The sequence below is a fragment of the Streptomyces sp. NPDC104367 genome (assembly GCF_055583825.1).
The window spans coordinates 86,306-100,185 of the sequence record NZ_JBVJND010000008.1 but is presented as its reverse complement, the minus strand read 5'-3'; the positions used below and the strand labels follow the sequence as shown (position 1 = coordinate 100,185).

The 13,880-nt window shown below is 70.6% G+C and carries 12 protein-coding genes; 3 read left to right on the top strand and 9 right to left on the bottom strand.

Features of this window, described 5'->3' with window-relative positions; translation table 11 throughout:
- The first annotated feature begins 158 nt into the window (after positions 1–158).
- Positions 159–1,499 carry a UDP-N-acetylglucosamine 1-carboxyvinyltransferase gene (gene murA, locus ACZ619_RS14185; protein WP_469598370.1) on the top strand — a complete coding sequence of 447 codons (1,341 nt, stop codon included), beginning with the start codon at positions 159–161 and terminating at the stop codon, positions 1,497–1,499.
- Between the two features lie 134 nt (positions 1,500–1,633).
- Here murA and ACZ619_RS14180 read toward each other — a convergent pair whose 3' ends face one another.
- The 6 genes from ACZ619_RS14180 to ACZ619_RS14155 all read right to left on the bottom strand — a co-directional run bounded on the left by ACZ619_RS14180 (position 1,634) and on the right by ACZ619_RS14155 (position 8,596).
- A complete protein-coding gene (locus ACZ619_RS14180) occupies positions 1,634–1,915 on the bottom strand; it encodes an HU family DNA-binding protein (protein WP_067001509.1) in 282 nt (93 codons plus the stop codon).
- A 203-nt stretch (positions 1,916–2,118) separates the two neighbouring features.
- A complete protein-coding gene (locus tag ACZ619_RS14175; RefSeq protein ID WP_469598368.1) occupies positions 2,119–3,522 on the bottom strand; it encodes an NAD-dependent malic enzyme in 1,404 nt (467 codons plus the stop codon).
- Between the two features lie 325 nt (positions 3,523–3,847).
- On the bottom strand, positions 3,848–6,163 hold the full coding sequence (locus tag ACZ619_RS14170; protein WP_469598366.1) for a HelD family protein: 2,316 nt from the start codon (positions 6,161–6,163) through the stop codon (positions 3,848–3,850).
- 60 nt (positions 6,164–6,223) lie between these two features.
- The gene (locus ACZ619_RS14165) at positions 6,224–7,045 is read right to left on the bottom strand and encodes an anti-sigma factor family protein (RefSeq protein ID WP_469598364.1); all 822 of its coding nucleotides are present in this window, start codon (positions 7,043–7,045) and stop codon (positions 6,224–6,226) included.
- A complete protein-coding gene (locus ACZ619_RS14160) occupies positions 7,045–7,566 on the bottom strand; it encodes a sigma-70 family RNA polymerase sigma factor (protein ID WP_010039908.1) in 522 nt (173 codons plus the stop codon). Before ACZ619_RS14160 ends, ACZ619_RS14165 begins: the two co-directional genes overlap by 1 nt.
- 418 nt (positions 7,567–7,984) lie before the next feature.
- Positions 7,985–8,596 carry a CGNR zinc finger domain-containing protein gene (locus tag ACZ619_RS14155; RefSeq protein ID WP_469598362.1) on the bottom strand — a complete coding sequence of 204 codons (612 nt, stop codon included), beginning with the start codon at positions 8,594–8,596 and terminating at the stop codon, positions 7,985–7,987.
- 293 nt (positions 8,597–8,889) lie between these two features.
- On the opposite strand from ACZ619_RS14155, the gene ACZ619_RS14150 reads away from it, so the two are divergent.
- A complete protein-coding gene (locus ACZ619_RS14150) occupies positions 8,890–9,585 on the top strand; it encodes a peptidoglycan-binding domain-containing protein (protein WP_469598360.1) in 696 nt (231 codons plus the stop codon).
- Here ACZ619_RS14150 and ACZ619_RS14145 read toward each other — a convergent pair.
- The 3 genes from ACZ619_RS14145 to ACZ619_RS14135 all read right to left on the bottom strand — a co-directional run bounded on the left by ACZ619_RS14145 (position 9,524) and on the right by ACZ619_RS14135 (position 12,795).
- Positions 9,524–10,684: a uroporphyrinogen-III synthase gene (locus ACZ619_RS14145; protein ID WP_469598358.1), complete on the bottom strand. Its 1,161-nt coding sequence runs from the start codon at positions 10,682–10,684 to the stop codon at positions 9,524–9,526. The two genes, ACZ619_RS14150 and ACZ619_RS14145, sit on opposite strands and share 62 nt — an antisense overlap.
- A gap of 88 nt (positions 10,685–10,772) precedes the next feature.
- A complete protein-coding gene (locus ACZ619_RS14140) occupies positions 10,773–12,140 on the bottom strand; it encodes a nitrate/nitrite transporter (RefSeq protein ID WP_469598356.1) in 1,368 nt (455 codons plus the stop codon).
- 175 nt (positions 12,141–12,315) lie between these two features.
- A complete protein-coding gene (locus ACZ619_RS14135) occupies positions 12,316–12,795 on the bottom strand; it encodes an ATP-binding protein (RefSeq protein ID WP_469598354.1) in 480 nt (159 codons plus the stop codon).
- Positions 12,796–13,018: 223 nt separating this feature from the next.
- Here ACZ619_RS14135 and ACZ619_RS14130 point away from each other — a divergent pair, with 223 nt between their 5' ends.
- The gene (locus tag ACZ619_RS14130) at positions 13,019–13,873 is read left to right on the top strand and encodes a helix-turn-helix domain-containing protein (RefSeq protein WP_469598352.1); all 855 of its coding nucleotides are present in this window, start codon (positions 13,019–13,021) and stop codon (positions 13,871–13,873) included.
- The last annotated feature ends 7 nt before the right edge of the window (positions 13,874–13,880 follow it).

The window sequence follows — 13,880 nt, the reverse complement described above, 5'->3', positions numbered from 1 at the left end:
CACGGTGACGGGCAGTGACCCCATGTACCCGACAGCGAACAGTTCGTGTTGTGACACAGCTATGACGCGGCTGGGTGGTCCTTGGGCTTACGGCAGGGGGCCGGTGGGCGATTACTCTGTCTCTCCGGCCCTGCCCAACTCCACGGAACGCGAGATCCATGACCGTCAACGACGATGTCCTGCTTGTCCACGGCGGCACCCCGCTGGAGGGCGAGATCCGGGTCCGCGGTGCGAAGAACCTCGTACCGAAGGCCATGGTCGCCGCCCTGCTGGGCAGTGCGCCCAGTCGGCTGCGCAACGTTCCGGACATCCGTGACGTGCGGGTCGTCCGCGGCCTGCTGCAACTGCACGGGGTGACGGTGCGCCCGGGCGAGGAGCCCGGTGAGCTGGTGCTCGACCCGACGTACGTGGAGAGCGCGAACGTCGCCGACATCGATGCCCACGCCGGTTCCAGCCGGATCCCGATCCTGTTCTGCGGCCCGCTGCTGCACCGGCTCGGGCACGCGTTCATCCCCGGCCTCGGCGGCTGCGACATCGGCGGCCGGCCCATCGACTTCCACTTCGACGTGCTGCGGCAGTTCGGCGCGACCATCGAGAAGCGCGCGGACGGCCAGTACCTGGAGGCCCCGAAGGGTCTGCGCGGTACGAAGATCGCGCTGCCCTACCCGTCCGTCGGCGCCACCGAGCAGGTGCTGCTGACGGCCGTACTCGCCGAGGGCGTCACGGAGTTGTCGAACGCGGCCGTCGAGCCGGAGATCGAGGACCTCATCTGCGTGCTGCAGAAGATGGGCGCGATCATCGCGATCGACACCGACCGCACGATCCGCATCACCGGCGTGGACAAGCTCGGCGGCTACACCCACCGCGCGCTGTCGGACCGGCTGGAGGCGGCGTCCTGGGCGTCGGCGGCGCTGGCGACCGAGGGCGACATCTACGTCCGGGGCGCCCAGCAGCGTTCGATGATGACGTTCCTGAACACCTACCGGAAGGTGGGCGGTGCCTTCGAGATCGACGACGAGGGCATCCGCTTCTGGCACCCGGGCGGCCAGCTGAAGTCCATCGCGCTGGAGACGGACGTGCACCCGGGCTTCCAGACCGACTGGCAGCAGCCGCTGGTGGTCGCCCTGACCCAGGCCACCGGCCTCTCGATCATCCACGAGACGGTCTACGAGTCCCGGCTCGGCTTCACCTCGGCGCTGAACCAGATGGGTGCGCACATCCAGCTCTACCGCGAGTGCCTGGGCGGCTCCGACTGCCGCTTCGGCCAGCGCAACTTCCTGCACTCCGCGGTCGTCTCCGGCCCCACCAAGCTCCAGGGCGCCGACCTGGTCATCCCCGACCTGCGCGGCGGCTTCTCGTACCTCATCGCCGCCCTCGCGGCCCAGGGCACGTCCCGGGTCCACGGCATCGACCTCATCAACCGCGGCTACGAGAACTTCATGGAGAAGCTCGTCGAGCTCGGCGCCAAGGTGGAGCTGCCGGGCAAGGCGCTCGGCTGACCGGTGGCGGCGCCGCCGGGCCGGGTGCCCGGCGGGTTCCCGCCGTACGACGATGGGGCGGCCCCTGTGGAGAGGGGCCGCCCCATCGTGGTGTTACGAGCCGTACGCCGTCCCGTGGCCTACGGACGCCAGGGTCACTTGCCCTTGGCGGCTTCCTTCAGCTTCGAGCCCGCGGAGACCTTCACGCTGTAGCCGGCGGGGATGTTGATCGGCTCGCCGGTCTGCGGGTTGCGCGCGGTGCGAGCGGCACGGTGGGTGCGCTCGAAGGTCAGGAAGCCGGGGATGGTGACCTTCTCGTCGCCCTTGGAGACGATGTCGCCGACGACCTCGGCGAACGCGGCCAGCACGGCGTCGGCGTCCTTGCGAGTCACCTCGGCACGGTCGGCCAGCGCGGCCACCAGCTCACTGCGGTTCATGTTGTTACTCCCGTGTTCTTCTTGCCATTGAGGCGTGCCACGCGGCGGAGCCGCATGTTGGGCCGGGACGCATCCTGCCCCCACCTGCGGCGGGAACGCCAATCCACGTGCCGCGCCTACCCTACGACTGGGCCGAAGGAGGGGTTTCACGACGCGCCGGATCCGAAGCGTGGCAAGTTTCACAACCGTTTGCCCGGGATTACTCAGGCGCCCTTCGCCGCTTCGCGTACCGCGCCCGCCACCGCGCCCGCGACCTTCTCGTTGAAGACGCTGGGGATGATGTAGTTCGGGTTCAGCTCGTCCTCGGTGACCACGTCGGCGAGGGCCTTCGCGGCCGCGAGCATCATGTCCGTGTTGACCGTGCGGGACTGGGCGTCCAGCAGACCGCGGAAGACGCCGGGGAAGACCAGCACGTTGTTGATCTGGTTCGGGAAGTCGGAGCGGCCGGTGGCCACCACGGCGGCCGTCTGGCGGGCGACCGCCGGGTCGACCTCGGGGTCGGGGTTCGCGAGTGCGAATACGATGGCGCCCTCGGCCATGGCGGCCACGTCGTCGCCGTCGATGACGTTCGGGGCGGAGACGCCGATGAAGACGTCGGCGCCGCGCACGGCCTCCTTCAGGGTGCCCGTCAGGTTCTCCGGGTTGGTGTTGTCGGCGATCCAGCGCAGCGGGGAGTCGGCCGGGGTGGCGACCAGGTCCTCGCGGGAGGAGTGCACGACACCGTGGATGTCGGCCACGACGGCGTTCTTGACGCCGGCCGCGAGCAGCAGCTTGAGGATGGCCGTACCGGCCGCGCCGGCGCCGGACATGACGACCCGGATGTTCTCGATCGCCTTGCCCGCGACGCGAAGTGCGTTCGTCAGCGCGGCGAGCACGACGATCGCGGTGCCGTGCTGGTCGTCGTGGAAGACGGGGATGTCCAGGGCCTCGCGCAGCCGCGCCTCGATCTCGAAGCAGCGGGGCGCGGAGATGTCCTCCAGGTTGATGCCGGCGAAGCCCGGGGCGATCGCCTTGACGATCTCGACGATCGCGTCGGTGTCCTGGGTGTCGAGGCACAGCGGCCAGGCGTCGATGCCGGCGAACCGCTTGAAGAGGGCCGCCTTGCCCTCCATGACGGGGAGGGCGGCCTTGGGGCCGATGTTGCCGAGGCCCAGCACCGCCGAACCGTCCGTCACGACCGCAACGGAGTTGCGCTTGATGGTCAGGCGGCGCGCGTCCTCGGGGTTCTCCGCGATCGCCATGCACACGCGGGCCACGCCCGGGGTGTAGATCATGGAGAGGTCGTCACGGTTGCGGATGGGGTGCTTGGACTGCATCTCGATCTTGCCGCCGAGGTGCATCAGGAAGGTACGGTCCGAGACCTTGCCGAGGGTGACGCCCTCGATGTGGCGGAGCTGCTCCACGATCTGGTCGGCGTGCGCGGTCGAGCTGGCCGCGATCGTGACGTCGATACGGAGCTTCTCGTGGCCGGACGCGGTGACGTCGAGGCCGGTCACCGAGCCCCCGGAGGACTCCACGGCGGTGGTGAGCTGCGAGACGGCGGTTCCGCTCGCGGGCACCTCCAGCCGGATGGTCATCGAGTAGGAGACGCTGGGCGCCGTTGCCATGGCCGACTTCCTTCGCTTTCACCGTGTCGCGGGTTTTGCCGTCCGATCGTCGCACCTACCGCCGGGTAGGCGTTAGCCGGGCCGGGTTTCGTGCCTATTGTTCGCACGCGGAAGAGGCCCACGTCACACGGTGACGTGGGCCTCTCGAACGCTTGTGACACCGACCCGCCATGCTCGCCTCGCGGCAAGTGGTCGCTCTCGGCGACGAAGGTTGGGCCCGGGGGCTTGGATCGGGCCGGTGTCACGACAAGGCTAACAAACAGATCCCGTACGGCCATTCCCGTCCGCGGACTTCACAGGAAACCAACCGCCGAACGGGTGGCTCTCAGTCCCGCAGCAGGTCCGGCACCCCGGCCGCGTCCGGTTCGTCCCGCTCGCCCGAGACCACCGTCAGCTGCTGGGTGGCCCGGGTGAGGGCGACGTAGAGCACCCGCAGGCCGGCCGGGGACTCGTCGGCGATCTCGGCGGGCGAGACGACGACCGTCGCGTCGTACTCCAGGCCCTTGGCCTCCAGGCTGCCCAGGGCCACCACCCGGTCGCCGAGTCCGGCGAGCCAGCGGGCGGCCTCCGCGCGCCGGTCCATGGCGACGACCACTCCGACCGTGCCGTCGACGAGGTCCAGCAGCCGCTCGGCCTCCGCCCGCACGGTCTTCTCCAGCGAGTCGCCCACCACGGTGAAGCGGGGCTGGACGCCGGTGGAGCGGACGGCCGACGGGGACGTGGAGCCGGGCATGGCGAGGGCCAGGACCTTCGCGGCGAGCTCGGCGATCTCCGCGGGGTTGCGGTAGTTCACGGTGAGCTCGAAGCGGCGGCGCGGGCGGCTGCCGAGGGCCTCGTCGCGGGCCTCGGCCGCCTCGTCGGGGTCGGACCAGGAGGACTGGGCCGGGTCGCCGACGACCGTCCAGGTGGCGTGCCGGCCCCGGCGTCCGACCATCCGCCACTGCATCGGCGTGAGGTCCTGCGCCTCGTCGACGATGACGTGGGCGTACTCGACGCGCTCCTGGGCGAGCCGTTCGGCGCGCTCGCGCTGGGACTCCTCGCGCACCGGCATCAGCTCCTCCAGGCCGGTGAGCTGGTCCAGCGGGTCCGCCTCGCGCTTCCTGCGCGGGCGGGCGGGGGCGCCGAGGATGGCCTGGAGCTCGTCGAGCATGGCGATGTCGTGGACGGTGTGGCCGTCCCGTCTCAGGGAGCGGGCCACCCTGCGGACCTCGCCGGGGTTGAGGACGCGGCGGGCCCAGCGGCCGAGCCGGCGCTCGTCGGCCATCGCGGTCAGGACGGTCCGCGGGGTGAGCTCGGGCCACCAGGCGTCGAGGAACTCGATGAAGGGGTCCTCGGTGAGGATGTCCTCGTCGAAGGAGGCGCGCAGTTCGGCGGCGAGCTCCGGGTCGGTGTGCCGGCCGGCCGCGCCGGAGCGGTGCCACAGGGCGTCCAGCAGCAGCTTGCGGGCGCGGGGGCGCAGCAGATTGACGGGGGCCGTGCCGCCCAGCGCGTTGTGCCTGACCCGGTTCAGCTCCTCGGCCTCCAGCTCCAGCCGGCGGCCGAAGGCGACGACCCGGAGCCGCTCCGGTGAGCCGTTCAGCTCCAGGGCGCCGCGGGCGGCCTTGCGCAGCACCCGGAGCATCCGCGAGGAGCCCTTGGCGCGGGCGGTGGCCGGGGTGTCGTAGAGGTCCGCCTCGACGCCGTCGACCAGGGAGCCGATGGCGCGGATGGCGACCTGGCCCTCCTCGCCGAGGGACGGCAGGACGCCCTCGGTGTACGCCACCAGGAGCGGGGTCGGGGAGACGATCAGGATGCCGCCCGCGTAGCGGCGGCGGTCCTGGTAGAGCAGGTAGGCGGCGCGGTGCAGGGCGACGGCCGTCTTCCCGGTGCCCGGGCCGCCCTCGACGTAGGTGACGGAGGCGGCGGGGGCGCGGATGACGAGGTCCTGCTCGGCCTGGATGGAGGCGACGATGTCCCGCATGGTGTGGCTGCGGGCCTGGCCGAGGGCGGCCATCAGGGCGCCGTCGCCGATCACGGGGAGCGTGCCGCCGTCGAGGAGGGCGGTCAGCTCGGGGCGCATCAGGTCGTCCTCGACGCCGAGGACGCGGCGGCCCTTGGAGCGGATGACCCGGCGTCGTACGACACGCCCGGGATCCACCGGAGTGGACCTGTAGAAGGGCGCCGCGGCAGGGGCGCGCCAGTCGATGACCAGCGGCGCGTAGTCCTGGTCGAGGACGCCGAGGCGGCCGATGTGCAGGGTCTCGGCGATGTCGGCGGTGTTGTCGGCGCGGACCGCGCCCTCGGCGGGCTCGACGGCGGTGTAGGCGCCGTCCGGGCCCTTCTTGCCGTCCTTGCCGAGGAGCAGGTCGATCCGGCCGAAGAGGAAGTCCTCGAACTCGTTGTTGAGCCGGTTGAGGTGGATCCCCGCCCGGAAGACCTGCGCGTCCCGCTCGGCGAGCGCACCGGGGGTGCCTACCTGACCGCGCTTGGCCGCGTCGTCCATCAGGAATTCCGCCTCGTGGATCTTCTCCTCGAGGCGTCGGTACACCCGGTCGAGGTGTACCTGTTCGACGCTGATCTCACGGTCCCGAACGGAGTCCTGGGCGGAGTCCTGTTCCGAACCGTGAGAGCCGACCGCGGATTGCTGAGCCTGAGCGGCCACCGGGCCCCCTTCTGACGTGCTGGGCAGCCGTCAACCGTACGCGAAGGGGGCCCGCCGAAGCTACGCGCTGACCGAGACGAGCTTCTTGCCGTCGAAGGTCATGACCTCGAAGTGGTCGATCTGGCTGGGGGTGAAGGCGGCGCCGCCGTGCACGTAGAGAGGCTGCTTGGCCTTCTCCGTCTTGGCGTCGGTGATGCCGTATCCCCAGTTCGGAACGGACCAGGAGGTCACCGTCTCGCGCTCGCCGTTCTTGCCGACGGCGATGAGCGAGCACTTCTTCGGGCCGGTGACGTTCTTGAGCTGGAGGACCGCGTGGGTGCCCCAGTCCTTCTTCTCCACGGCGACGGTCGCACTGACGTGCGTCGTCGGGTCCGTGGCCGACTTCTTGTCGGACATCGTCTGGAAGGCGGCCTGGGCGGGGCCCATGGCGGCTTCCGTGCCGGTGCCGCTGTCCGAGCCGCTCAGCGCCACGCCCGCCACGGTGCCGCCGGCGATCAGCACGACCGAGGCGGCCAGCCCGAAGAGGCTGCGACGACTGCGGACCTTCCGCTTCTCGGCGACCTCGACGACGAGTTTCTCGGCCATCCGCGGGCTGGGCCGGGCGGACAGGGACTCGCCGATGGAGGGTGTGCTCCCGGAGCCGGGCAGGTCGGCCAGGGCGGCCAGCATCGGTTCCATCCCGGCCAGCTCGTCGAGCTGCTGGGCGCACCACTCGCACCCGGCCAGATGGATCTCGAAAGCGGTTGCCTCGGCGTCGTCGAGAATCCCGAGCGCGTACGCGCCGACAGTCTCGTGCTCATTGGGCACCGGAGATTCCTGCATGGCTCCAGACATACCCGAACCACCTGTGCCGAATCCGCCGTGCCCCCCGTACACACTCATCACGCCGTCACCCCCCGCTCCTCCAGAGCCAGCTTCATCGACCTGAGGGCATAGAACACCCGCGAACGCACGGTGCCGCTGGGTATACCCAGCGTTTCGGCCGCCTCGTTGACGGTACGCCCCTTGAAGTACGTCTCGACGAGCACCTCCCGGTGGGCCGGGGTCAGGTCGTCGAGCGCGTCGGACAGCGTCATCAGCCACAGCGCCTTGTCGATCTCGTCCTCCGCGGGGATGACCTCCAGCGGCGACGGATCGACCTCCTGCGGCCGGGCCTGCCGGCTGCGGTGACCGTCGATGACGATGCGGCGAGCGACCGTCACCAGCCAGGGGCGTACCGATCCGGTCGCTCGATTGAGCTGGCCGGCGTTCTTCCAGGCACGGATGAGTGTCTCTTGCACGACGTCCTCGGCGCGTTGCCGATCACCGGCGACCAGCCGAAGGACATACGCAAGGAGTGGTCCGGCGTGCTCTCGGTAGAGGGCACGCATCAGCTCCTCATCAGGCTCCGAGGGCTGGGACATGCGATGTCGGGCCCTCGATCCACGTTCATTGGCCACGGCCGCATCCTTGCGCACGCCCACCTCCGGTGTCCGGGGGTTCCCCCAGTCGGTCGCTCCCCCACCGGTACGGGAGTGGCTCGCGGTGCGTTCAACAAGACCCCGCATTTTTCCGCGATCTGACATGACGACCGGGACATGAGCACACATTCCCACCGCGTGATCTTTACATTTCCGACACAGCGTCGACGGCGCCGGGGCTGCCCGTACGCGGCCGTCACCAAACGGAGTGTTGTCGAAATCACTTCGCGGGAGCTTCGATGAAGATCCGACAGATGCCGTGAATGGGACAGGAGTTGAGGGGACGGAAGTCGAGCGGGACACGGGGAGAGGCGAGCGGGACGCGGGTAGAGGGGAGCGGGACGCGGGTAGAGGGGAGGATTCAGGCGCGGGCGAGCGCGGCACGGCGCCGGTGCCGGGCGACCCGTTCGCGGTTGCCGCAGACCTCGCTGGAGCACCAGCGGCGCCGGCGCCCCCGGGAGGTGTCCAGGTACACCAGAGGGCAGTTGTCGCCCTCGCACTCCCTGATCGCCGCCCGCGCGACGGGGTCGGTGAGCAGTTCCACGACGTCCCGGGCGACCGCCGCGAGCAACGCGGCGCACTCCGGAGGTCCGGCCAACTCCCTTACGAGGAAACCGTCCTCGCCGGGCACGGCGCGCGGGGCCGGGGGCGCGGCGGCGCGGGCGAGGTCGTTGACCCGGGCGAGCGCGGGGCCGTACGACGGTGACGGCGTCGCGGTGTTCCGGCCGCCGCCGCGCTCGTGCACCAACTGGGCGGCGTGTGACCGTAGTTCACGGAAGGCGGCGAGCCAGCCGGCGTCGGCGTGCGCCAGCGGCGTGCCCGGCGGGACCAGTCCCGATCCGGTGATCCAGGCCCGCAGCGGTTCGAGGGCGTCGAGCCGTTCGCCGGGATGCGTGGTGGCGAGCAGATCCAGACAGATCCGCCCGGCGTCGAAACGCAGCTCGTACGGGGCCGTGGCCGTACCCAGTGCCATGTGCCTGTCACCGCCTTGGACGGGAGGACCGCCGGGGAACCGTGTCATCTCACAGTGCCCGGCCCGGCGGGCGGCCGGAAGCCCTCGTGCCGGTGTTCCACGAGGTTCCCGTCCGGCCCGCGCCCGCCGGGGACGCCGGTGCGTGCGGGGTGGGTCGTCCCCGTTCGGTCCGGGGACCCCGGCAGGCCTCGCCGCCGCCCGCCCGCGGCCGTGACGCTGTCTCCTGCGAAAGCACGGCGAGCCGCCCCAGGGGGACCCCGCCGGGGGACGGCGGTTCAGAGAGGACGAGGTACATGAGCATGCGCACCCGGGTCGTCGCGATGGCGGCGGCCGTACTGCTGGGCGCCGGTGGTCTGGCCCTGGCGCCCGTGGCGAGCGCCGCGTCGGCGCCGTACCACGGCATCGACGGCAACGGCCCCGCCGCCGACGACTGGCAGGGCGAGGAGCAGATCGGCGTCGACGACTACACCGACAGCAACGCGACGGCCCTGTGGCAGACCGTCCTGTGGGCGGACAAGGCCCTGTGGCAGGACGACGACGGCGACCTGCACCCCTTCCGGAAGAACCAGATCGACGGCTCGTTCGGCCCGGAGACCGAGTCGGCCACCGAGTGGTGGCAGGATCACTTCAACCTGACGGACCGGGACGGCGTGGTCACCGACGGGAGGCGACGGACGCGAGTGGATGCCTGTGGAAACCGCCCGCCACGCCGTCGTACGCCGTTGTGGGCAGCCCCTGCCGACAGCAGCTGTAGCGGCCGCTCAGCCACACCGCCCGTCCCCGGTGCCGAAGAACCGCCGCACGGACTCCACGTGGTCGAGCGCGTCGTGGTCGAGCGCGTCGGCGTACCGGCGCGCCTCGTGCCTCGTGCCGCCGAGGTGGAAGTGCCCGCTGGCGCGCCTCGTGCCGCCGAGGTGGCGATGCCCGCTAGAGGTCCGCGTACTTCGCGTCCGCGGCCGGGTCCAGGGCGAGGCGGTAGCCGCGCTTGACGACGGTCTGGATCAGCTTCGGCGCGCCCAGGGCGGTGCGCAGGCGGGCCATCGCCGTCTCCACGGCGTGCTCGTCGCGCCCGGCGCCGGGCAGCGCGCGCAGCAGCTCGGCGCGGGCGACCACCCAGCCCGGCCGCCGTGCGAGCGCGCGCAGCAGGGACATCCCGGCCGGCGGCACCGGCTTCAGCGCGCCGTCCACCAGGACCGCGTGCCCCCGGATCTCCACCCGGTGCCCGGCGACCGGCAACGCCCGCGCCCGCGAGGGCAGTTCCTGGCACAGCAGCTGTACGAGGGGACCGAGCCGGAAGCGCTCCGGCTGGACCGTGTCCACGCCGAGGGCCTGCAACGGCAGCGCGGTGACCGGGCCGACGCAGGCGGGTACGACGTCGTGGTTCAGGGCGGCGAGCAGTTCGTCCCGCAGCCCCCGGTGCTCGGCGCGGGACAGCAGCGAGGCGGCGGCGGGCGCGCTGGTGAAGGTGACGGCGTCCAGCGAGCGGGAGACCACGGCGTCCAGCAGCCGGTCCACCGGCCCGAGGTCCTCCGGCGGCATCCACCGGTACACCGGCACCGGCAGCACCTCCCCGCCCGCGGCCCGCAGCGCCTCGACGAACCCGGGCAGCGGCTCACCGTGCAGCTGTACGGCGATCCGGCGGCCCTCGACGCCCTCCTCCAGGAGCCGGTCGAGCACCTCGGCCATCGACTCGGAGGACGGCGACCACTCCTCGGTCAGCCCGGCGGCCCGGATCGCGCCCTTCACCTTGGGCCCGCGCGCGAGCAGCTCGACGTTGCGCAGCCGCTCCAGCAGCAGCTCGCCGAAGCCCCATCCGTCCGCGGCCTCGACCCACCCCCGGAACCCGATGGCGGTGGTCGCCACCACCACGTCCGGCGCCTGGTCGATGATCTCCTTGGTGGCGGACAGCAGTTCGCCGTCGTCGGCGAGCGGCACGATGCGCAGGGCGGGGGCGTGCAGCACGGCGGCCCCCCGGCGCTGGAGCAGGGCCCCGAGTTCGTCGGCGCGGCGCGCGGCGGTGACCCCCACGGTGAACCCCGCGAGAGGACCGTGCTGACCGGGATCCGGTCGCTGCTGTTGCTCGTACATGGCTGCTCTCCTAGCTGACCCGCATGCCGAACGAGCCTGTCAACGGTCCGTGACAGGCTCGGTTCGGGTTGATGTCACCAGTGTTACGTCACACCTCGGCGTAGCTGAGCTGCGCCTTTGTCTCGGTGGCGGCTGTGGACCGCCCCTGCGTGGCGGGTCGGCGAAGGTATACGGCCCAGGTGACGGCGAAGCACAGACCGTAGAAGGCGAGGAAGGCCACGAAGGCTCCGGTGCCGCTGCCGTAGGAGAGGTACGACTGCCGGAAGGCGAGGTTGATGCCGACGCCGCCGAGCGCGCCGACGGCCCCGATGAGCCCCATGGAGGCCCCGGACAGCCGCCGCCCGTAGGCCGCGGCCTCGTCCCCGGCCAGCCCCTTGGCGAGGGCCTTGGTCTGGAAGATGCCGGGGATCATCTTGTACGTCGACCCGTTGCCGAGCCCGCTGAGCGAGAACAGCACGACGAACACGGTGACGAACAGCGGCAGCGACTTCTGCATGCTGGCGACGATGAGGAGGCCGGTGGCCGCGGCCATGCCGACGTAGTTCCACAGGGTGATCTTCGCACCGCCGTACCGGTCGGCGAGCCAGCCGCCGACGGGCCGGATGAGGGAGCCGAGCAGCGGGCCGATGAAGGTGAGGTAGGCGGCCTGCAGCGGGGTCCGCCCGAACTGCACCTGGAGCACCTGGCCGAAGGCGAAGGCGTACCCGATGAACGATCCGAACGTGCCGACGTAGAGGAAGGACATGATCCAGGTGTGGGCGTCCTTCGCGGCGTCGATCGCGGCACCGGTGTCGTTCTTCACGGTGGCGAGGTTGTCCATGAAGAGCGCGGCGAGGACGGCGGCGACGAGGATCAGCGGGATGTAGATGCCGAGCAGCACGCGCGGGCCGCCGCTCGCTCCGATGATCGCGAGGGTGACCAGCTGGATGACGGGCACGCCGATGTTCCCGCCGCCCGCGTTGAGCCCCAGCGCCCACCCCTTCTTCCGGAGCGGGAAGAAGGCGTTGATGTTGGTCATGCTGGACGCGAAGTTGCCGCCGCCTATGCCGGCCAGCAGCCCGACGAGCAGGAACGTGCCGAACGACGTCCCCGGCTCCATCACGGTGAAGGCTGCGACGGTCGGGACGAGCAGGAGCCCCGCGGAGATGATCGTCCAGTTGCGGCCGCCGAAGAGCGCGACGGCGAAGGTGTACGGCACCCGGACGACCGCGCCGACGAGGGTGACCATCGAGGTCAGCAGGAACTTGTCGGCCGGGGTGAGCCCGTACTCCGGGCCCATGAACAGCACCAGCACGGACCACATGGTCCAGATCGAGAACCCGATGTGCTCGGAGAGGACCGAGAAGATCAGGTTCCGGCGGGCGACCTTCTCGCCGGTCGCGTTCCAGAACGCGTCGTCCTCCGGATCCCACTCCTGGATCCAGCGGCTGCGTGAGGTAGGGGCTGGGGCTGTCATGACGCCTCCACGGTGCTCCGTGTACTCGGTCTTTCCGACTTCGGATGAGTGACTGAGCCCGAAGGTAGGGACGCGTCGTTTCCGCACTGTGCCTGTGGGTGACCGGAAGGGAACGTTGCTCTCACCCTGGGGGGAGGTCGGGTGAGAGGTACGGGCGCGGGGCGCACTCGCGACGTCATGAAACGGCTTTCCGCGCCCCCTCGGTCGTCTGTCCGCCCACCTCGAACCACAGCAGCTTCCCGGCACCACGGTCCAGTGGGCCGCCGTCACCGACGGTCCAGCCGCCCCATGCGTCGGCGTACTCCTGCACGAGGTGCAGCCCACGGCCCCTTTCGGCTCCCGCCGGGACGAGCTTGACGCGGTCCCCGGGCGACTCACCGAACGGGGCAGGAATGCGCGGGTGACTGTCCCAGACACCGACCCGCAGCCGACCGTCCGCGAGGGCGGTCAGCCGGAGAGAGGCCGGGCCACTCGTGTGCCGGTAGGTGTTGCCGATCAGCTCGGACGTCAACAGTTCGACGACGTCCAGTACTTCTGGTCTGCCATGACCGCTCAGCACCGCCCGTACGGTCATACGTGCGACGCGTGCCGCGCGCGGATCATGAGGCAGGCGAAGCGCGTACACCCAGGTGTCGGGCAGGGATACGGTGCCCACGGGAACCTTCGAGGGAGAGAGGGGTCGGGTCCGCCCCACAACCCCGCCGAGCGGTGGCTCTGCCTGGGGAGGTGCGCTTCCGGCTTATGGGCGCGAGGAGTTGGGCGGTGTGTTCTCACCGTAGGACAGATGGTTAGATGCATCTAACCAAAAGACATAGATGCATCCATGGTTCACTCATGTGAGGGACTGCCGGGCCGCCTCACACAAGGAAGGAGACGGCGTGCCGTCCACCGACAGCCCCACGCTCCGGCAACGACGGCTGGGTGCGGAACTGCGCAAACTGCGAGAACGAGCCGGTCTCACCGCCACGGGCGCCGGCGAGCTCCTGGGCGTCAATCAAGCACGCGTGAGCATGATCGAGACAGGCCGCACGCCCGTCAGCGCGGATCGGCTGCGCTCCATGGCGAGTTCCTACGCCTGCTCCGACGAGGCACTCATGGACGCGCTGGCCTCGATGACAGGCCGACGCAATCGTGGGTGGTGGGAGGAGTACCGCGAGCATGTGCCCGTGGCGCTGGTCGACCTGGCCGAGTTGGAACACCACGCCTCCGCGCTCCGGGTGGCACTGCTCATCCACATCCCGGCACTCCTCCAGACGACCGACCACGCCCGTGCGCTCTTTCGCTCGGTGGTCCCTCCGATGCGTCAGCACGAGATCGAGTACCGCCTCACACATCGGGTGAAACGGCAAGGCATCCTGCACCGGGCAGACCCGCCCCCGTACACCGCGATAATCCATGAGGCCGCGCTCCGGATGGGCTTCGGCGGCCCCGCCGTCGCCCGAGGCCAGCTCAAGCACCTGCTGGAAATGAGCGAACTTCCCCACGTCACCATCCGGGTGATCCCCTTCGGCGTCGACAACTTCCCCACCACCGGTCAGTCTTTCGACTACGTGGAGGGTCCCGTGGCGCAGCTCGACACCGTTCAACTGGACTCCCATCACGGCGCCTGCGAGTTCCTCGACGCAGAAGCCCAGTTGAGCAAGTACCGAGCCGTGCTGGGCCGCATGGAAGCCTGTGCGCTCACACCGGCCGACACACGCGACTTCATGAATCGACGAGTTCTGGACCTCTGAGGAGCCA